At 71.1% G+C, this 18,434-nt stretch carries 17 protein-coding genes; 10 read left to right on the top strand and 7 right to left on the bottom strand.

Annotated features, from left to right (window positions below; genetic code table 11):
- Positions 1–25 precede the first annotated feature (25 nt).
- The gene (locus ACSNOG_RS05485) at positions 26–1,603 is read right to left on the bottom strand and encodes a cytochrome ubiquinol oxidase subunit I (RefSeq protein ID WP_436751380.1); all 1,578 of its coding nucleotides are present in this window, start codon (positions 1,601–1,603) and stop codon (positions 26–28) included.
- 303 nt (positions 1,604–1,906) lie between these two features.
- Complete coding sequence (gene hisC, locus ACSNOG_RS05490; RefSeq protein WP_436751381.1) at positions 1,907–2,986, bottom strand: histidinol-phosphate transaminase; 1,080 nt, start codon at positions 2,984–2,986, stop codon at positions 1,907–1,909.
- Between the two features lie 378 nt (positions 2,987–3,364).
- Between hisC and ACSNOG_RS05495 the strand changes: the two genes are divergently transcribed.
- The 3 genes from ACSNOG_RS05495 (at position 3,365) to ACSNOG_RS05505 (ending at position 7,027) form a co-directional block, all read left to right on the top strand.
- Entirely contained in the window at positions 3,365–4,474 is a 1,110-nt protein-coding gene (locus ACSNOG_RS05495) for a LacI family DNA-binding transcriptional regulator (protein ID WP_436751382.1), read from the top strand.
- 334 nt (positions 4,475–4,808) lie between these two features.
- The gene (locus ACSNOG_RS05500; RefSeq protein WP_436751395.1) at positions 4,809–5,945 is read left to right on the top strand and encodes a metallophosphoesterase; all 1,137 of its coding nucleotides are present in this window, start codon (positions 4,809–4,811) and stop codon (positions 5,943–5,945) included.
- Between the two features lie 188 nt (positions 5,946–6,133).
- On the top strand, positions 6,134–7,027 hold the full coding sequence (locus ACSNOG_RS05505; protein ID WP_436751383.1) for a hypothetical protein: 894 nt from the start codon (positions 6,134–6,136) through the stop codon (positions 7,025–7,027).
- 118 nt (positions 7,028–7,145) lie between these two features.
- Here ACSNOG_RS05505 and thiC read toward each other — a convergent pair whose 3' ends face one another.
- Positions 7,146–8,906 (bottom strand): phosphomethylpyrimidine synthase ThiC, encoded by a 1,761-nt coding sequence (gene thiC / locus ACSNOG_RS05510; protein ID WP_436751384.1) that lies wholly within the window; start codon positions 8,904–8,906, stop codon positions 7,146–7,148.
- Positions 8,907–9,100: 194 nt separating this feature from the next.
- Here thiC and ACSNOG_RS05515 point away from each other — a divergent pair, with 194 nt between their 5' ends.
- The 3 genes from ACSNOG_RS05515 to ACSNOG_RS05525 all read left to right on the top strand — a co-directional run bounded on the left by ACSNOG_RS05515 (position 9,101) and on the right by ACSNOG_RS05525 (position 12,552).
- Positions 9,101–10,597: a YibE/F family protein gene (locus tag ACSNOG_RS05515; RefSeq protein ID WP_436751385.1), complete on the top strand. Its 1,497-nt coding sequence runs from the start codon at positions 9,101–9,103 to the stop codon at positions 10,595–10,597.
- Positions 10,598–10,619: 22 nt separating this feature from the next.
- Positions 10,620–10,820, top strand: coding sequence for a hypothetical protein (locus tag ACSNOG_RS05520; RefSeq protein WP_436751386.1), 201 nt, complete (start codon positions 10,620–10,622; stop codon positions 10,818–10,820).
- A 121-nt stretch (positions 10,821–10,941) separates the two neighbouring features.
- Positions 10,942–12,552: an SPFH domain-containing protein gene (locus tag ACSNOG_RS05525; RefSeq protein WP_436751387.1), complete on the top strand. Its 1,611-nt coding sequence runs from the start codon at positions 10,942–10,944 to the stop codon at positions 12,550–12,552.
- Here ACSNOG_RS05525 and ACSNOG_RS05530 read toward each other — a convergent pair.
- From ACSNOG_RS05530 to ACSNOG_RS05540, 3 genes are all read right to left on the bottom strand, one after another.
- Positions 12,549–12,995, bottom strand: a complete 447-nt coding sequence (locus ACSNOG_RS05530; RefSeq protein WP_030366799.1) for an SsgA family sporulation/cell division regulator — start codon at positions 12,993–12,995, stop codon at positions 12,549–12,551. The two genes, ACSNOG_RS05525 and ACSNOG_RS05530, sit on opposite strands and share 4 nt — an antisense overlap.
- A gap of 266 nt (positions 12,996–13,261) precedes the next feature.
- The gene (locus ACSNOG_RS05535) at positions 13,262–13,483 is read right to left on the bottom strand and encodes a DUF5326 family protein (RefSeq protein WP_336005606.1); all 222 of its coding nucleotides are present in this window, start codon (positions 13,481–13,483) and stop codon (positions 13,262–13,264) included.
- A gap of 149 nt (positions 13,484–13,632) precedes the next feature.
- On the bottom strand, positions 13,633–13,950 hold the full coding sequence (locus ACSNOG_RS05540; RefSeq protein WP_058045357.1) for a cupin domain-containing protein: 318 nt from the start codon (positions 13,948–13,950) through the stop codon (positions 13,633–13,635).
- Between the two features lie 68 nt (positions 13,951–14,018).
- On the opposite strand from ACSNOG_RS05540, the gene ACSNOG_RS05545 reads away from it, so the two are divergent.
- The 4 genes from ACSNOG_RS05545 (at position 14,019) to ACSNOG_RS05560 (ending at position 17,213) form a co-directional block, all read left to right on the top strand.
- Complete coding sequence (locus tag ACSNOG_RS05545; protein ID WP_058045356.1) at positions 14,019–14,399, top strand: phage holin family protein; 381 nt, start codon at positions 14,019–14,021, stop codon at positions 14,397–14,399.
- A gap of 10 nt (positions 14,400–14,409) precedes the next feature.
- Entirely contained in the window at positions 14,410–15,567 is a 1,158-nt protein-coding gene (locus ACSNOG_RS05550) for a cystathionine gamma-lyase (protein ID WP_436751388.1), read from the top strand.
- Positions 15,568–15,752: 185 nt separating this feature from the next.
- Positions 15,753–16,652 carry a LysR family transcriptional regulator gene (locus ACSNOG_RS05555; protein ID WP_436751389.1) on the top strand — a complete coding sequence of 300 codons (900 nt, stop codon included), beginning with the start codon at positions 15,753–15,755 and terminating at the stop codon, positions 16,650–16,652.
- A gap of 54 nt (positions 16,653–16,706) precedes the next feature.
- Complete coding sequence (locus ACSNOG_RS05560) at positions 16,707–17,213, top strand: NUDIX hydrolase (protein ID WP_436751390.1); 507 nt, start codon at positions 16,707–16,709, stop codon at positions 17,211–17,213.
- A gap of 13 nt (positions 17,214–17,226) precedes the next feature.
- Here the strand turns inward: ACSNOG_RS05560 and ACSNOG_RS05565 are convergent.
- A partial coding sequence (locus tag ACSNOG_RS05565) for a globin domain-containing protein (RefSeq protein WP_436751391.1) occupies positions 17,227–18,434 on the bottom strand: 1,208 nt, incomplete at its 5' end.

Genomic DNA, 18,434 nt, shown 5'->3' on the forward strand with positions numbered 1-18,434 from the left:
TCCGCCGCTTGCGCGGGTGGGCGCGTCAGTAGGCGAAGGTCAGCGGCTTGTCGGCGTCCTCGGGGCTCTCGCCCGCGCCGCCGGAGGGCAGCCGCAGCCGGGGGTCCTTCGCGGGCGGCTTCTCGTCGGTGTCCGGTCCGGCCTTGGCGTACTTCACGAGCAGCTTGACCTCGACGACGGCGAGCACTCCGTACAGCAGGGTGAAGACGCCCATGGAGGTGAGCACCTCGCCCTGGCCGACGCCGGGCGACACCGCGTCGGCGGTCTTCATCAGGCCGTAGACGCCCCAGGGCTGGCGGCCCATCTCGGTGAAGATCCAGCCGAAGGAGTTGGCGATCAGCGGGAAGCCCATGGTGAGGACGCCGATCCGCCAGGACCAGGCGGTGAAGAACGGGTTCATCTCGCGGGTCCGGGTCAGCATCAGCCGCGGGACCTCGTTCTCACCGGTGCGGAACTCGGGCGCGAGCCAGAACTTCTTGCGGGTGGTCCACAGCCCGATCAGCGCGGCGACGAAGGAGGTCATCCCGAAGCCAATCATGAGCCGGAAGCCCCAGAAGGTCATGAAGATGCTGGGGATGTAGTCCTCGGGATCGCCGCCGTAGCGCGCGGCCTCCCGGGCGGCGATGTCGTTGATGCCGGGGACGGCCTCGCTGAAGTTGTTGTGGGCGAGGAAGGAGAGCAGGCCCGGGATCTCTATCTCGACGCTGTTGTGGCCCTTGGAGACGTCGCCGACGGCGAAGACCGAGAACGGCGCCGGCGCCTTGGTCTCCCACAGCGCCTCGGCCGCGGCCATCTTCATCGGCTGCTGCTCGAACATCACCTTGCCGAGCTCGTCACCGCTGACCGCGGTGCCCAGGCCGGCGATCACCGCGACGGTCAGGCCGACGCGCAGCGAGGCGCGCATCGCGCCGACCTGGCTGCGCTGCTTCTCCCCGAGCTCCTCGCCGCGCAGCTGCTTGCGCTTGGCGCGCCAGAGGTGGAACGAAGCGATGCCGACGATGAAGGCGCCGCCGGTCAGGAAGGCCGCGGTGAGGGTGTGGAAGACGACGACGAGCGTGGTGTTCTGGGTCATCACCGCCCAGATGTCGGTCAGTTGCGCCTTGCCGGTCGCCTTGTCGACGGCGTAGCCGACGGGGTGCTGCATCCAGGAGTTCGCGGCGAGGATGAAGTACGAGGACAGCAGCGTGCCGACGGCGACGATCCAGATGCACGCACAGTGGATCTTCTTCGGCAGCTTGTCCCAGCCGAAGATCCACAGCCCGATGAAGGTCGACTCGAAGAAGAAGGCCAGCAGGGCCTCCATCGCGAGCGGGGCCCCGAAGACGTCCCCGACGAAGCGGGAGTAGTCCGACCAGTTCATGCCGAACTGGAACTCCTGCACGATGCCGGTGACCACGCCCATCGCGATGTTGATGAGGAAGAGCTTTCCCCAGAACTTCGTGGCGTGGAAGTACTTCTCCTTGCCCGTGCGGACCCAGGCGGTCTCCAGTCCGGCGGTGATCGCGGCGAGGCTGATCGTGAGCGGGACGAAGAGAAAGTGGTAGACGGTCGTGATGCCGAACTGCCAGCGGGCCAGCGTCTCAGGAGCCAAAGCCAGATTCACTCGGTCTCTCCTTGCCTCTCGCGTCGCCGGCAACACGGGTCGTCGGCGTTATGCACCTGTATGCCCCAGGTAAAACGGGACATAAAGAGCGCGCTTGTGAACGCGTTCACATTCACAAGCATTATGACGCACCGGCTTTTCGGACAAGTGAGGGGGGTACCCCCTTCGGCCCTAGCGCCCGGGGCCTGCCGGGGTACCCCTTCGCCGGCGAGACCCCCGGCGCGTCCCCGAGACGCCGGACGCCGCGCACCCCACCCGGGGTGCGCGGCGCCGCAAGCCGCTCCGGCCGGAAGGCCGGCCCGCTCAGAGCTCCTTGCGGAACTCCTCCGCCACGCGCACGAAGATGTCGTTCGCCTCGGTCTCCCCGATCGTCACCCGCACGCCCTCGCCGGCGAAGGGCCGCACGATCACCCCGGCCCGCTCGCACGCCTCCGCGAAGTCGAGCGTGCAGTCCCCGAGCCGCAGCCAGACGAAGTTCGCCTGCGTCCGCGCCACCGTCCAGCCCTGACCGGCCAGCGCCTCGACGACCCGCGCCCGCTCGGCGACCAGCGCGTCCACCCGCTCGCGCAGCGCGTCCTCGCTGCGCAGCGAGGCGACGGCCGCCTCCTGGGCGATCTGGCTCACGCCGAACGGCACGGCCGTCTTGCGCAGCGCCGCCGCCACCGGCTCGTGCGCCACCGCGAAGCCCACCCGCAGGCCCGCCAGGCCGTAGGCCTTGGAGAACGTGCGCAGCACGCAGACGTTCGGCCGGTCCCGGTAGAGCTCGAGCCCGTTCGGGAACTCCGGGTCGCGGACGAACTCGATGTACGCCTCGTCCAGCACCACCAGGATGTCGGAGGGCACCCGGTCGAGGAAGGACTCCAGCTCGGCCCGGTGCACCACGGTGCCCGTGGGGTTGTTGGGGTTGCAGACGAAGATCAGCCGGGTCCGGTCGGTGATCGCCGCCAGCATCGCCTCCAGGTCGTGGACGTCGTCACCGGTCAGCGGGACCTGCACCGGCGTGGCGCCGGAGACCCGGGTGATGATCGGGTACGCCTCGAAGGAACGCCAGGCGTAGATCACCTCGTCGCCGGGGCCGGCCGTGGCCTGCACCAGCTGCTGGGCCACGCCCACGGAACCGGTGCCGGTGGCCAGGTGGGAGACCGGCACCGAGAAGCGCTCGGCGAGCTCTGCCATCAGGCCGGCGCAGGCCATGTCGGGGTAGCGGTTGAAGGAGCCGGTCGCGGCGAGCGCCTTCTCCAGCACGCCCGGCAGCGGCGGATACGGGTTCTCGTTGGAGGAGAGCTTGTACGCGACCGGGCCGCCGGCAGCGGCGGGCTTGCCCGGCTTGTAGGTCGGCACGCCGTCCAGCGCGGCGCGCAGCTTGGGGGTCTTCTCGGTCACCGCAGGTCCTCCTCGACATCCCGTGCGCTCGCAGCCGCACGGGACGAGCCGCACACGAATAGCGGACATGAATACTGCACACCTTAAGAGGATTCACCGGGTCGGCGTCCAGAGCAGGGGGAGCGCTTCCGCAAATGGCGTGCGCCGGTGGCGGGCGCCGTGGCGCGCATCCCCCATGAAGGTGAGTTGAGACCTCTTCGAGACCTGGACCATTCACCAGGTGCGGATATGCCACAGGCCTCCGGGGCCCTACCGAAGGGCACAACTGGCTGCGTTTCCATGGTCATTGAAGGGAATTCCTCTTGCAGAAACGTGCCTGTCAACAGTCAAATATGCCGCCCTGCCAACGGACCACCCGAGCCCTACTATCGGCTCGCCATGACAGCAGCAGGGAAGCATCAGGTGAGCCGGGCGGAACCATCCCGCAGGGGCAGCCGGCATGGACGTGCGGGCATCCGCGACGTGGCCGCCGCCGCCGGGGTTTCGATCACGACCGTCTCCGACGCGCTCAACGGCAAGGGCCGGCTACCGGACGCGACCCGCCGCCATGTCCGCGAGGTCGCCGACCGGCTGGGCTATCGCCCGTCGGCCGCGGCCCGCACCCTCCGTACCGGCAAGTCCGGCCTCATCGGCCTGACGGTGACCACGTACGGGGATGAACCTTTCACCTTCACCGAATTCGCCTACTTCGCCGAAATGGCCCGGGCAGCCACCTCCGCCGCACTGGCCCGCGGCTACGCCCTGGTCATCCTCCCCGCCACCTCCCGGCACGACGTGTGGTCCAACGTCGCCCTCGACGGCACCGTCGTCATCGACCCCTCCGACCACGACCCCGTGGTCTCCGACCTCGTCCGTCAGGGCATCCCCGTCGTCTCCGACGGGCGCCCCGCGGGGACCCTCCCCGTGACCGCGTGGGTGGACAACGACCACGAGGCCGCCGTCCTCGGCATCCTCGACCACCTCGCCGCCGCCGGAGCCCGCCGCATCGGCCTGCTGACGGGCACCAGCACCGACACGTACACCCGGCTCTCCACCCACGCCTACCTGCACTGGTGCGAGCGGGTCGGCCAGGACCCGGTCTACGAGAAGTACCCCGCCCACGACCCCTGTGCCGGCGCCGTCGCGGCCGACCGGCTGCTCGCCCGCCCGGACCGGCCGGACGCGGTCTACGGCCTGTTCGACCCCAACGGCACCGACCTGCTGGCCGCCGCCCGCCGCTACGGGCTGCGCGTCCCGGACGACCTGCTGCTCGTCTGCTGCAGCGAGTCCACGGTCTACGCCACCACCGAGCCGCCCATCACCACGCTCTCCCTCAAGCCGCGGCGCATCGGCACCGCGGTGGTCCAGCTCCTCATCGACGCCATCGAGGGGCTGGACAGCGGCCGGCCGGTCGAGCAGGTGATACCGACCGAGCTGATCGTCCGCACCTCCTCGCAGCGCCGCCCGCCCCGCACCACGGTCAGCGCGCCGCGCGGCCCCGCCGGCTGATCCGGAAGCTCCGCACCCGCCGGCGCCGTCCGATCCGGCGCCGGCGGGTGCCGGGCGGCGGCGCCCGGCACTCCCGGCCCGGCCGCCCGCCTCCCGGTCAACGCGCCGTTCCCCGTCTCCACCGCCTTCACCTGCCCGCCGGGAGGGCGCTCGGGGGGCGCACAGCCCTTGGGCGAATGGCTCAATTGGGGAGAAAAACCCGTCGTGCGCACTCTCCTGCCCCGATTCGCGGCCCCTGGTGCGTCACAAGCCGCGACGGTCATTCCTATGATGGGCGCACGACACCACGGACCGCCGTCGACCAGGCAAGGTCCACAAGGTGCACGGCGGCGCGATGGTGGAGGGGTCGATGACTCAGGGGGCCGGTCAAGGACCCGCGGCACGGCACACGGCGGGGATCCCGCCCTTCCCCGGCTACGCCGCGCCTCCTGCGCCTCCCGTGGCCGCGGGCCCCATGGCGCCGTACGCCCAGTCCGCGCCCCCCGTGCAGCCGCCCATGGACGCCCCCGACGGCTACACCCCGACCGCCCGGGACCTCCCGGTGATCGGTCGTGGCGCCCCCCAGCGGGCTCCTCAGGACGTCCCGACGGTCGAGCTGACCCCGCTCACCGATCCGCACCCCCCGGCCCCGCAGCGCCCCGGCCTGGGCCCGCTCTACGTCGTGGGCGACGTCCACGGCTATCTGGACGAGCTCTACGAGGCGCTGGCCGCGGAGGGCCTGATCGACGCGGCGGGCCACTGGGCCGCGGGCAACGCCCGGCTGTGGTTCCTCGGCGACTTCACCGACCGGGGCCCGGACGGCGTCGGCGTGATCGACCTCGTGATGCGGCTGTCGGCCGAGGCCGCGGCCGCCGGCGGCTACTGCAAGGCCCTCATGGGCAACCACGAGCTGCTGATCATCGGTGCGAAGCGGTTCGCCGACACGCCGGTCAACTCGGGCGCGGGCACGGCCTCCTTCCAGGCGGCCTGGCTGCTCAACGGCGGCCAGCGCTCGGACATGGAGCGCCTGGAGGACCACCACCTGCAGTGGATGTCCCGGCTCGACGCCATGGCCGAGGAGGACGGGCACCTGCTGGTGCACTCCGACACCACCGCCTACCTGGAGTTCGGCGACTCCATCGAGGACGTCAACGACGCGATCACCGAGGCCCTGCAGCGCAACGACCCGGACGAGGTCTGGGACCTCTTCCGGAAGTTCACCAAGCGCTTCGCCTTCCGCGACGAGGAGGCCGGCCCGATGGCCGTGCGCGAGCTGCTGGGCACCTACGGCGGTGGCCGGATCGTGCACGGTCACAGCCCGATCCCGTACCTCCTGGGAGAGGTCGGCGGAGAGGAGCCGGACGCCGAGGACGACGGTGAGCCGCTGGTGGACGGCCCGCACCTGTACGCCGACGGGCTCGCGCTCGCCATGGACGGCGGCGTCACGATGGCCGGAAAACTGCTGGTCGTGCAACTTCCCCTGGCTGACTGAGGGTTCAGCGGGCAGGCGGACGGGCAGGTAGGGAGTTCCACCGCCGCGGGGGGAATTCGGGAAACACGCTGTCACCCCGCGCCGGTACGGCTCTACCATCGGCTTATCCGTAGCAGGCTCTCCTCCGTTTCCGCCCACTGCCCGGTGTAAGCCGGCACCACGGCCCTACGGAGCATCGGGGGATGCACATGAACAGCGCTCCGCATCTGCTGGCCGAGGACCACCCGGAATTCGAGCGGGTTCTCGACCAGGCGCTGCGTACCGCGAACCATGACCCGGAACTTGCCGCAGCGATAGGACAGCGGCTCAATACAGAACAGCTGCGCGAGATGGCACTCGACGCCATGCCCGCCATCTCGGCTTGCGCAACGGTCGAATACCAGAACTACGTAAGGGCGCGCGATGCACTGCGCGCGCTCTCCGCGACGGCACGCTCCCGAACCGCGGGCGCCGAGGGCGCATCCGATTCCGAAAGCGCTCCTTCCGGCGCGGCCGCCCCCGCTGCCGCGGACGGAGAGCAGGAGGAGTCCTCGGGTGCGGGGGCCGGAGCGGTGCTCGCCGTGCTGGCCCCGGTCCTCGCGGGGATCGCCGCCCTGATCTTCCTGGCCATCGGCTACGTCCTGCGGTCCGTCGGCTCCAACACGGCCGTCGCGGACCCGATGGTCAACGTCGGCTGGTGGTTCGCCGGCCTCACGGCCGCCGGTGTGTTCATCGCCATGGTCGGCATCGTGCTCACGGCCCTGCGCAACGGCTCCTCCGGAGGGAGTGATGCGCGAGGGGTGCGCATGAAGGAGGACGCCGAGCGGGCCGGAGAGGCGTGGCGGCAGGCCTTGATCCACCGCGGCCTGCTGCCCTTCCTCCGCGAGGCCCTGGCCAACGCCCCCGCCGGCCCCGGCGGGGGCGCGGGACGGTCCGCTCCGGCCGTTCCCCGGCGCCGTGAGGGCCGCACGCCCCACCTCGGGTATTCCCGGCCCGGCTTCACCAGCCCCGACAGCGACTCCGGCTCCGGCACCCGCGCCGGTTACACGAGCCCCGATTTCACCAGCCCCGACTACGGCGGCCCGGACCACCGCCCGGAGTGACTCCGGGCGGCCCTCCGGACACGGCGGCCGGGACAGGATCCCGGCCCGCCGCCCAGTGGTCGGTGTTGATGGCTGGTGACCGGTAGCCGGTGGCCGGCCGGACGTTGCCCGGCCCTGCTCAGTCGGCGATCGGCAGATAGACGCGGTTGCCCGCCGCCGCGAACTCCTTGGACTTCTCCGCCATCCCGGCCTCGGGGTCGACGGCGAGATCGCCGCCGTGCTCGCGCCGGATGTCCTGCGAGATCTTCATGCTGCAGAACTTCGGCCCGCACATCGAACAGAAATGCGCGGTCTTCGCCGGCTCGGCGGGCAGCGTCTCGTCGTGGAAGGCCCGTGCCGTCTCCGGGTCGAGGGCCAGGTTGAACTGGTCCTCCCAGCGGAATTCGAACCGGGCGTCCGAGAGCGCGTCGTCCCACTCCTGCGCGCCCGGGTGGCCCTTGGCCAGGTCCGCGGCATGGGCAGCGATCTTGTACGTGATCACGCCGGTCTTGACGTCGTCGCGGTCCGGCAGGCCCAGGTGCTCCTTCGGCGTGACGTAGCAGAGCATCGCCGTGCCCCACCACGCGATCATCGCGGCGCCGATGCCCGAAGTGATGTGGTCGTACGCGGGGGCGACGTCCGTCGTCAGCGGGCCGAGCGTGTAGAACGGGGCCTCCTCGCAGATCTCCTGCTGGAGGTCGATGTTCTCCTTGATCTTGTGCATCGGGACGTGGCCCGGGCCCTCGATCATCGTCTGGACGTTGTGGCGCTTGGCGATGGTGTTGAGCTCGCCGAGGGTCTTCAGCTCGGCGAACTGCGCCTCGTCGTTGGCGTCCGCGATGGAGCCGGGGCGCAGCCCGTCGCCGAGCGAGTACGTCACGTCGTAGGCCGCGAGGATCTCGCAGAGCTCCTCGAAGTTCTCGTAGAGGAACGATTCCTTGTGGTGCGCCAGGCACCACGCGGCCATGATCGAACCGCCGCGGGAGACGATGCCGGTCTTGCGGCGGGCGGTCAGCGGGACGTAGCGCAGCAGCACGCCCGCGTGGACGGTCATGTAGTCGACGCCCTGTTCGGCCTGCTCGATGACCGTGTCCTTGTAGATCTCCCAGGTGAGCTCCTCGGCCTTGCCGTCGACCTTCTCCAGGGCCTGGTAGAGCGGCACGGTGCCGATCGGCACGGGGGAGTTGCGCAGCACCCACTCGCGCGTGGTGTGGATGTTGCGGCCGGTGGAGAGGTCCATGACCGTGTCGGCGCCCCAGCGGGTGGCCCAGGTCATCTTCTCGACCTCCTCCTCGATGGAGGAGGTGACCGCGGAGTTGCCGATGTTGGCGTTGACCTTCACCAGGAACTTCTTGCCGATGATCATCGGCTCGATCTCGGGGTGGTTCACATTGGCCGGGAGGACCGCCCGGCCCGCCGCGATCTCCTCGCGGACGGTCTCGGGAGAGACGTTCTCCCGGAGGGCCACGTACTCCATCTCCTCGGTGATCTCACCGCGGCGGGCGTACGCGAGCTGGGTGACGGCCTGGCCGCCGCGCCCCCGGCGGGGCTGGCGCGGGCGGCCGGGGAAGACCGCGTCGAGGTTCTTCAGCCCCCCGCGCGGCGAGGTGTGCTTGATGCCGTCGTCCTCCGGGCGCATCGGGCGCCCGGCGTACTCCTCGGTGTCACCACGGCCGATGATCCAGTTCTCCCGGAGCGGCTGGAGGCCGCGCCGGACGTCCGTCTCGATCGCCGGGTCGGTGTACGGGCCGGACGTGTCGTACAGCCGGACGTCCTGCCCGTTGGTGAGGTGGACCCGCCGAACCGGCACCCGAAGGTCCGGACGCGAGCCGGTCACGTAGTCCTTGTGCCAGCCGATCTCCCGGCCGGTTTCGGACGTGCGTGCATCCTGCGAGGTCATGAGACCAGAACTCCCTACGCCGGCATTACCCGGTAACAGGTTCGGCGGTCGACGCAGCGGTCATCCGTACGAATCTCCGTACGGAGGTCAGCGCCCTCTCAGCCCGGTGCTCCGAGCTCCCGCGATTGCAAAGGTGCCACCACGCTAGCGCCTCTCCGGTCCGAAGGGCCAGGGGGGCTTGCGATGATGCGGTCGTGACCCCCACGGACCATGAATTCCCAGCCCACCCCCACGACGACGGGCGTCCCGGCGCCCACGACCACCCCGCGCCCGCCCGGAGCCCAAGCCCTGCATCCGCTCATGGCCGCAGCCACGGACAGGGGCACGGCCACGGGCAGGGGCACGGCCAGGGACACGGCCACGGCCATAGCCATGGGCACAGCCACTCGCACGGCCCCGCCTCCCCCGTCTCCGCGCACCTGCGCAAGGTGATCGCCGTCGTCCTCATCCCCTTCGCGGCCGCCGTGCTCACCGGCCTGGTCGTGCTGTGGCCCGGTGGCGCTCCCCCGCACGAGCACTCCGGGCTCGGTCTCGACCAGAAGACGGAGTCGGGCCGGGTCGTGAAGATCGAGGAGGTCGACTGCGCGAAGGGCGGTGCCCAGCCGCAGCAGCCTCCCGGCCCCGAGGCCGGGGGTCCGGGCGGCGCCGGCGGGCCCGCCAAGCCGAAGGGCCCCTGCGAGAAGTCGGAGATCGAGGTGACCTCGGGCCCGGACAAGGGCCGGACGTTCACCGAGCTCGTCCAGCCGAGCGCCTCCCGCCGCTACACGGTCGGCCAGGAGGTCGTCCTCGCGTACGCGCCCAAGGCCCCGAAGAACCTGCAGTACTCGGTCAGCGACGTGGACCGGACGATGCCCATGGCGATACTGGCGGGCCTCTTCGCGCTGGCCGTCGTGGTCGTCGGCCGGCTGCGCGGGGTCTTCGCGCTGGTCGCGCTGGTGATCAGTTTCGGGGTGCTGACGCTCTTCATCCTCCCCGCGATCCTCCAGGGTTCCGATCCGCTGGTGGTGGCCGTCATCGGCGGCAGCGCGATCATGTTGATCGCGCTCTACATGTGCCACGGCCTGACCGCCCGCACATCCGTGGCGGTCATCGGAACGCTCACCTCACTGCTGCTCATCGGCCTGCTCGGCACGCTCTTCACCAGCTGGGGCCATCTGACGGGCAACACCGACGACCAGACCGGCCTCGTGCACAGCCTCTACCCGGAGATCGAGATCCGCGGCCTGCTGCTCGCGGGGATCATCATCGGCTCGCTCGGCGTGCTCGACGACGTCACGGTGACGCAGACGTCGGCGGTGTGGGAGCTGAAGGACGCCGATCCGAACGCGAGTTGGCGCAAGCTCTACGGGGCGGCGATGCGCATCGGGCGGGATCACATCGCGTCCGTGGTGAACACCCTGGTGCTGGCCTACGCAGGTGCCTCGCTGCCGTTGCTGCTGCTGTTCTCCATCGCCGACAGCGGCGTCGGAACGGTCGCGACCAGCGAGATCGTGGCGGAGGAGATCGTACGGACGCTCGTCGGCAGCATCGGGTTGGTGGCGTCCGTGCCCGTGACGACCGCGCTGGCGGCCCTCGTTGTCAGTGCCGACCGGCACAATGCGAGTACGGGGTCGGGAGCCGGTCGGGGGATCGGTTCGCGGGCCGGGGGGCGCGCCAGGGGAAAGGGTGGCCGTCGCCGCCGGGCCAAGTGACCGCTCGAGGGGGGAGCTGCCGGTGGTCGGGGAGCAGGGCAGGGTGACGGGCGCGGTCGGCCCGGGTCTGGTCGGCGAGGTGATGGTGCGGGTCCGGGGCGGGGCCGAGGCCTTCCTGGCCTACGCGATGGAGCCGGGCGAGCGGATCGAGCGCGGCACGGTGGTGGTGGTCGTGGAGTACCAGCCGCCGCGCACGGTGTACGTGACCGCGGCCTACGGATGACCTGGCGGTGCGGTGTGCGGCTGCCCCGGCCGCTTACCGGTGATACGGCCGGGGCAGAAGGGCTCTGAGGGTTTTCAGGCTCGGGCCCCGTCGTGGGGCCCATAAGGGGGGGGCTGGACGCATGCTCATCGGCGTCGTGGCGGGGATCGTCCTCGTCGCAGTGGCCATCGTGGTCGGGCTGTTCAAACTGATGTGGCGGGTGGCGGAGCCCAATGAGGCGCTCGTCATCTCCGGTTCGAAGCACCGGACCGAAGGCCTGGAGGAGGGGATGGGGTTCCGGATCGTCACGGGGCGGGGGACCCTCGTGCTGCCCGGGGTCCAGGTGGTCCGGAAGTTGTCGCTCGACCTCAATGAGGCCGATCTCCACGTGGACTGCGTGACCAAGCAGGGCATCCCGCTCAAGGTGCACGGCGTGGTCATATTCAAGGTCGGCGACGACTTCGTCTCGATCGCCAACGCAGCGCGCCGCTTCCTGGACCAGCAGAAGTTCATGGGCGACCGGGTGCACAACGTCTTCGCGGGCCACCTGCGGTCGATCGTCGGCGGGCTCACCGTGGAGGACATGATCCGTGACCGCGAGCGGCTGACGGGCGAGACCCGGGCCGCCTCGGGCACCGAGATGGAGAAACTGGGTCTGATCATCGACTCGCTGCAGATCCACGAGATCCAGGACCCCACGGGCTACATCAAGAACCTGTCCGCGCCCCACGCCGCCGCGGTGCAGCGGGACGCCCGGATCGCCCAGGCCGAGGCCGACCGGCTGGCGACCGAGGCGGAGCAGCAGGCCGCGGCCCGGATGTCGCAGGCGCAGCGCGACTCGGAGATCCTGCAGGCCGGCTATCAGGCGGAGCGGGACAGCGCGGCGGCGAAGGCCCGGCAGGCCGGTCCGCTGGCGGAGGCGGCGGCCCAGCAGGAAGTCGTGGTCCAGGAGACGCGGGTGGCGGAGCTGGCGGCGCACCGGCGCGAACAGCAGCTCCAGGCGGACGTGCGCAAGCCCGCGGACGCGGCGGCCTATGAGAAGCGCACGCTGGCCGAGGCGGAGCGCGATGCGCGGATCTCCGCGGCCCAGGCGAGGGCCCGGGAGACGGAGCTGGCGGCAGCGGCCGAGGCGACGCGGGTGAAGGCGGCCGCCGGCGCCGAGGCGGAGGCCACCAAGGCGCGCGGCGCCGCGGCGGCCGAGGCGACCCGGGCGACCGGTGAGGCGGAGGCGTCGGCCGCGCGGGCGAAGGGGCTGGCGACGGCCGAGGCCGCCAGGGCGCGAGGTCTGGCGGAGGCGGAGGCGATCAAGGCCCGTGCGGCGGCCCTGGCGGAGAACCAGGAAGCGGTGGTCGCGCAACAACTGGCCGAAAAGTGGCCCGAGATCGTGCGTGCTGGGGCTGAAGCCTTCGGAAACGTTGACCACATGGTGCTGCTCAACGGGGCGGACGGGATGTCCGAGATGTTTGCGAAGGCCCTGACGATGGGTGGCACGGGTCTGGGCCTGGCGCGGCAGCTGCTCTCCGCCATGGGCACGGCGGGCACGGCGGGCACGGCGGGCACGGCGGACGGGCCGGGCGGGAACGGGGTCGGCTTCCCGGGCGCTGCGGGGCCCGGCGGAAAACCGGAGTCCGGAGAAAGCGGCAGCTCAGGGGCGCTGGGGGCCGGGACGGCGCCGAAGGGCGCGCCCCCGCGCACTGAGCGGGTGCCGGTCCGGGACGAGGGTGTGGCCGGCGGAGACACCCCGGGCCGCTAACCGGCGTTCTGCCCCTCGGTGTTGCCGGCGAGGATGTTGTCGAGCGCGGCGGCGAGGTCGTAGTCGAAGTCGGCGACCGAGCGCTCCTCGCCGAGGGGGGCGATGCGGTCGGTCCGGTCGAGGAACGCCACGAGGGGCGCCGCGCCGGCCCGGAACAGGGCCCCTTCGGAGCCCACTTGCAGCCGGATGAAGACGTCCGAGAGGTGCTCGGCGGAGGCGGGGGCGATGTGCACATCGCCCTCGCCGGAGGGCTGGCTGAGCCCGTCGAGCAGCAACTCCCTCGCGAAGGCCCAGGTCACCGGGGCATCGCCGGGCAGGTGAAAGGTGAACTTCACCGCGTAGGGATCGCTGCTGTCGTAGTCCAGTCCCACCGGGATCCGGAAGGACAGCTCCTCGGAGACGAGGAAGGTCATGATCACTTCTGCCTGAACCGTTTCACGCATCGCCCAATGCCCCGTATTCGTCGTTTTGGCCCGGGATTGGCTCCTCGCGCCCCATAGACACCACCGCTCGACGGCATCCATGATCACAAGGAGTGATTTTTCAGCTACCGATAGAGACCGAGACCGAGCTTACGAGCTCTATGACTCTGGAGCGTAGCGACTCGACTACGGGGCGGAGCCGTTCCGGCTGGATTCAGGGCAGAGAAATTGCCAGAGGCGTCAACACCGGTCCCGGCGGCGACCGGCCGGGCGGCGGCCCCGGACGGCTACCAGTCGCCCTTCGACGACGAGGACGACGACGTGAACTTCTTGACGACGAAGATCAGCCCGCCGATGAGCGCGACCAGCAGCAGGGCCTTGAAGACCAGCGCTATGACGAAGCCGAGCACGCTCATGATCAGGCTGCCGAACACCACGAGGACGAGGACCGGCACGGCGATCCACTTCACCCACCACGGGAGTCCTGCGAAAATCCCCTTCTCAGCCATGTCCTTCGTCCCTGCTTTCCGCTTCGTGGAGCCGGAGCCCGGATGCTCCGGCCTTGCTTTCGATGCTAGGGCGGGCAGGGGGTCCGGCGGGGCCCGCGGAGCCCCCGTCGACCCCTGAGCGTCCCCCTACGGGTTGCCCGGGGGAACCCTCAGCTCTCAGGGGGAGAGAAGACGACCAGCACCCTCAGGGCCTCGCTGATGTGGTGGAAGCGGTGGGTCACGCCGGCCGGCACGTACACCACGCTCCCCCGGCCCACCTGGGTCGTCTCCTCGCCCACGGTGATCGACGCACGGCCGCTCATCACCACGTACACCTCGTCCTGGGCGTGCGGGGTCTGCGGGTCCATCTGCCCGGCATCCAGCGCGTACAGCCCGACCGACATGTTCCGCTCGCCCAGGAACTGCAGGTAGGCGCCGTCGTTCGCGAGGCGCTCCCCTTCCAGTTCGTCCAGCCGGAAGGCCTTCATCCGCCGTCCACCTCTAGCCGCTCCTCGGTCGTGGTCCGTCCCCATGCTGCGTCTGCAACGATCTCACCATGAAGAACTTCGTAGTCAAGACGATCGCCAACGCGGCGGCCCTGGCGGTCGCGATCTGGCTGCTCAAGGGCATCACGCTCTCCGGTGAGAACACGCTGCGCAAGGTGCTCACCCTGATCCTGGTCGCGCTCGTCTTCGGCGTGGTCAACTTCATCGTCAAGCCCGTGGTGAAGCTGTTGTCCTTCCCCCTGTTCATCCTCACCCTCGGCCTCATCACGCTCGTGATCAACGCGTTGATGCTGTTGCTGACGTCATTCCTGGCGAAGGAGCTGGGGCTGGCCTTCCACGTCGACGGCTTCTGGAACGCGCTGGTCGGCGGCGTGATCATCTCGGTCGTGGCCTGGGCGATGCACATGATCCTGCCGGACGACAAGGACTGAGGGGCTGCACATGACAGGCGATGGCACCCGGGCCGTACGGGCGGGCCTGCCGGAGCCGCGGGCGAACGAGCCCGCGCTCCCCGGCCCGGCCTTCGCCGCCCACTACCACCTGCCGGGCGAGGTCTCCGGCCCCTACACCTACGGCCGCGAGGCCAACCCCACCTGGGCCGCCCTGGAGACGGCGATCGCCGCGCTGGAGGCCCCCGGCGGCCCCGGCGAGGCAGCGGAGGCCGTCGCGTTCCCCTCCGGGATGGCCGCGATCACCGCCGTGTTCCTCTCGCAGCTGCGACCCGGCGACGCGGCGGTCCTGCCCTCGGACGGCTACCAGCTGCTGCCCGCGCTGCGCGAGCGCCTGGAAGCGTTCGGCATCGCCGTGCGCACCGCCCCGACCGCCGGGGACGCGCAGCTCGCGGCGCTGGAGGGCGCCCGGCTGCTGTGGATCGAATCACCGTCCAACCCCGGTCTCGACGTGTGCGACATCCGCCGCCTCGCCGACGCCGCGCACCGCCGCGGCGCGCTCGTCGCGGTCGACAACACCCTCGCCACACCGCTCGGCCAGCGCCCTCTGGAACTCGGCGCCGACTTCTCCGTGGCCAGCGGCACCAAGGCCCTCACCGGCCACGGCGATCTCCTCCTGGGCTACGTGGCCGCACGCGACCCACGGCTCACCGAGGCCGTGCGCACCTGGCGCAAGGTCGCCGGCGCGATCCCCGGCCCCATGGAGGCCTGGCTGGCCCACCGCTCCCTGGCGACGCTGCAGCTGCGCGTGGACCGGCAGGCGGCCACCGCGCTCGCGCTCGCCGAAGCCCTGCGCGACCGGCCCGAAGTGAGCGGGCTGCGCCACCCCGGACTGCCCTCCGACCCCGCCCACGACCTCGCCCTGCAGCAGATGCGCGGCGGGCGCTTCGGGTGCGTGGTCTCCTTCGTGCTGCCCGACCGGGCGCACGCCGAGCGCTTCCTGGCCGGACTGCGCATCGTCGACGAAGCGACCAGCTTCGGGGGCGTGCGGTCGACGGCCGAGCGGCGCGGGCGCTGGGGAGGCGATGCCGTCCCGGAGGGGTTCATCCGCTTCTCCGTGGGCGTCGAGGACACCGAGGACCTCGTCGCGGACGTGCTCGCCGCGCTGGACGGCGCGGACCGCCCGCACAGCGAGGCGCCCCGCCCGTAAGGACGGCTCGAGTCTCCCCCCTCTTGACTCGAGCCGTCGTGGTCGGACGCGCGAACCACGCACGAATGACCACCCGGTCCAGGCTAGTTGACTCTGCGTCAGTGTCCAATCACACCGGCGACACAGCCCTATCGACTTATTTATAGTTCCCCTACGACCGGGAAGCACCGAGTCAGGGAGACAGCATGGATCTGGCCCTGTTGCGCACGTTCGTCACGGTGCACCGGGCCGGGTCGTTCACCCGGGCCGCGGCCCTGCTCGGCCTCTCCCAGCCCGCCGTCACCAGCCAGATCCGCACGCTGGAGACGCAGTTGGGCCGTCCCCTCTTCCTGCGCCTGGCCCGCGGGGTGCGCCCCACGACCACCGGCGAGGAACTCGCCCACAAGGTCGCGCCGCACGTCGACGCCCTGCTGGAGATCACCGAAGCGGGCATGGACGACGAGGGATCGCCGAACCGGACCCTGCATCTCGCCGGGCCCCCCGAGTTCACCGACCTGCGCGCGCTGCCCGCCCTCGCCCCCCTCATCGCGCAGGGCCTGGCCGTACGCGCCGCCCACGGCGCCGCCGACGACCTCTTCGAGGGCCTCGCCGCGGGCCACCACGACCTCGCCATCACCACCTCCCGCCCGCGCGGCCGCCTCCTGACCGCCACCCCGCTCTGCGACGAGGAGCACGTGCTGGTCGCGGCGCCGCGCTGGGCGGCCCGGCTGGGCGGCCCGGCCGTCGTGCGCGACAAGGGCGTCCGGGCCCTGGAGCACCTGCCCGTGGTCGAGGTCCACGAGACCCTGCCGCTCGTCAGGCGCTACTGGTCCGCCGTCTTCGACACCGAACCCGTCGCCTCGGGCAGCGTCATCGCCCCCGACCTGCGCGCCGTCCTGTCCTGCGTCATCGCCGGCGCCGGACTCGGCGTGCTGCCCCGCTACCTGTGCGCCGACGCCCTCGACACCGGGGAGATCGTGGCCCTCCTCGATCCGCCCGTCCCCCCGCTGCGCACCTATTTCCTCGTTGTACGGACCGGAACGCTGGCCCACCCGCACCTCGCGCGGGCACACGAGTGGCTCCTGCGCGCCGCGGTTTCCTGGTGAGAAAGGGTTGCCGCCAGGGGTTTCGGCGGCCGCCCCGCGCGGCAGATGTCCCCTATGACCGAACGTCCAGTGGTCAAGCGCACCGCACGTGCCATCCTGCTCGACAGCGGGGGTGACCCCGGGCCCCACGCCGCCTTCGAGATGATCCTGATCAAGCGCACCAAGCCCGGCGAGGCCCCGTACTGGATCACCCCGGGCGGCGGTATGGAGCCGGAGGACAGCACCGTGGTCGCCGCGCTCCACCGCGAGGTCGACGAGGAGCTCGGCGCCAAGGTCGTCGACGTCGTCCCCGCCTTCGTCGACACCGTCTCCCACTCGCTCCACCATGCTGCCCACGGCGTGAAGGTGCAGCACTTCTTCGTCTGCCGGCTCGCGTCCATGGACCTCTCCCAGCGCCACGGCCCCGAGGTGGACGAGCCGCGCGGGACGTACGAGGTGGTGCGGATCCCGTTCACGCGCGCGGGGATCGCCTCGGTGGATCTCGTGCCCCCGTCCCTGCGCGCCTACCTCGACGCGAACATCGAGGGCGTACGGGCGCTGCTGGCGGACGACCTGGGGTGACGTCCCGTCCCGATCAGCCCGGCGCGGCCGCCCTGAGGCCGTCGATGGAGTCGTGCCGTATGCGGTGGGACGGAATGCCGATGCCCTTGAGGGTGTCCACACCGCTGCGGATCATGCCGGGCGGCCCGGAGAGGTAGGCGTCGTAGGCGGTCCATGGCCCGTACTGGCGCACGATGGCGGGCAGTTGACCGCTCAGGCCGCGGGTGGGGCCGTCGGAGACGACCGGCCGGACCGAGAGCCAGTTGTGCGCCCGCTGCAGCTGCAGCATGGTGTCGATGTCGTAGAGGTCGTCGGCGTGGCGCGCGCCGTAGAAGACCTCGACCGGGCGGCAGCGCCCGTGCTCGGCGACGTCCTCGACCAGCGCCTTGATCGGCGCGATGCCCGTACCGCCGCCCAGGCACAACAGGCCGTTGTCAGTGCTGTGGTCCACAATCATCGAACCGGCGGGGGGACCGAGCCGCAGGACGTCCCCCGGGCGGGCGCGGTGGACGAGGGCGCCGGACACCCAGCCGGCGGGCACGGCCTTGACGTGGAAGGAGAGCAGCCCGTCCGGGCGGGGCGCGGCGGAGAAGGAATAGGGCCGCCACACACGCGGCCACCAGGGGGTTTCCAGGTTCGTGTACTGGCCCGCGACGAAGGGGTAGGGCTGGTCGGGCCGTACGGTCACGACGGCGATGTCCGGCGTGCGCAGCTCGTGGGTGACGATCTCCGCCTGCCACCAGGCGGGCGACCGCCGTTCGTCCTCGGCGGCGGCGTCGATCATGATCTGGGAGATCGTCGTGTAGACCCGGACCCAGGCGGCCTCGGCGTAGCCGTTCCAGCTGTCCGGCGCGTAACGGCTGAGGGCGGCGATCAGGCACTCGCCGACCGCGGGGTAGTGCTCGGGCAGGGTGCCGTACTTCCGGTGCCCGCGGCCCAGCCGGGAGAGATAAGAGGTGAGCACGGCGGGGTCGTCGGCGTGCTGCGCGGCGGTCAGCAGCGCGCGGAAGAGCCGGTCGCGCTGGACGTCCATGGCCGCGGGGAAGAGGGCGCGCAGATCGGGGTGCTGTAGGAACAGCAGCGCGTAGAAGTACGAGGTCGCCTTGTCGGCCACGGGCTCGATCTCCGCCATGGTGCGGCGGATCAGCACGGTGTCCGGCAACTGCGCAGCCACCGGACGGAGACGGGGCCCGCGGCGGGCACGGCAGGCCACCGGAGGGCGGGGCGGAGGCGGAGGCCGTC

It is taken from the genome of Streptomyces sp. URMC 124 (assembly GCF_051386455.1).
Classification (GTDB): Bacteria; Actinomycetota; Actinomycetes; order Streptomycetales; family Streptomycetaceae; genus Streptomyces.

Excerpts from the sequence above, each read along its gene's own strand:
- ACSNOG_RS05495 (WP_436751382.1), top strand. The coding sequence starts at position 3,365 with ATGACAGCAGCAGGGAAGCATCAGGTGAGCCGGGCGGAACCATCCCGC.
- ACSNOG_RS05500 (WP_436751395.1), top strand. The coding sequence starts at position 4,809 with ATGGTGGAGGGGTCGATGACTCAGGGGGCCGGTCAAGGACCCGCGGCA.
- ACSNOG_RS05505 (WP_436751383.1), top strand. The coding sequence starts at position 6,134 with ATGAACAGCGCTCCGCATCTGCTGGCCGAGGACCACCCGGAATTCGAG.
- thiC (WP_436751384.1), bottom strand. The coding sequence starts at position 8,906 with ATGACCTCGCAGGATGCACGCACGTCCGAAACCGGCCGGGAGATCGGC.
- ACSNOG_RS05525 (WP_436751387.1), top strand. The coding sequence starts at position 10,942 with ATGCTCATCGGCGTCGTGGCGGGGATCGTCCTCGTCGCAGTGGCCATC.
- ACSNOG_RS05530 (WP_030366799.1), bottom strand. The coding sequence starts at position 12,995 with ATGCGTGAAACGGTTCAGGCAGAAGTGATCATGACCTTCCTCGTCTCC.
- ACSNOG_RS05535 (WP_336005606.1), bottom strand. The coding sequence starts at position 13,483 with ATGGCTGAGAAGGGGATTTTCGCAGGACTCCCGTGGTGGGTGAAGTGG.
- ACSNOG_RS05540 (WP_058045357.1), bottom strand. The coding sequence starts at position 13,950 with ATGAAGGCCTTCCGGCTGGACGAACTGGAAGGGGAGCGCCTCGCGAAC.
- ACSNOG_RS05545 (WP_058045356.1), top strand. The coding sequence starts at position 14,019 with ATGAAGAACTTCGTAGTCAAGACGATCGCCAACGCGGCGGCCCTGGCG.
- ACSNOG_RS05550 (WP_436751388.1), top strand. The coding sequence starts at position 14,410 with ATGACAGGCGATGGCACCCGGGCCGTACGGGCGGGCCTGCCGGAGCCG.
- ACSNOG_RS05555 (WP_436751389.1), top strand. The coding sequence starts at position 15,753 with ATGGATCTGGCCCTGTTGCGCACGTTCGTCACGGTGCACCGGGCCGGG.
- ACSNOG_RS05560 (WP_436751390.1), top strand. The coding sequence starts at position 16,707 with ATGACCGAACGTCCAGTGGTCAAGCGCACCGCACGTGCCATCCTGCTC.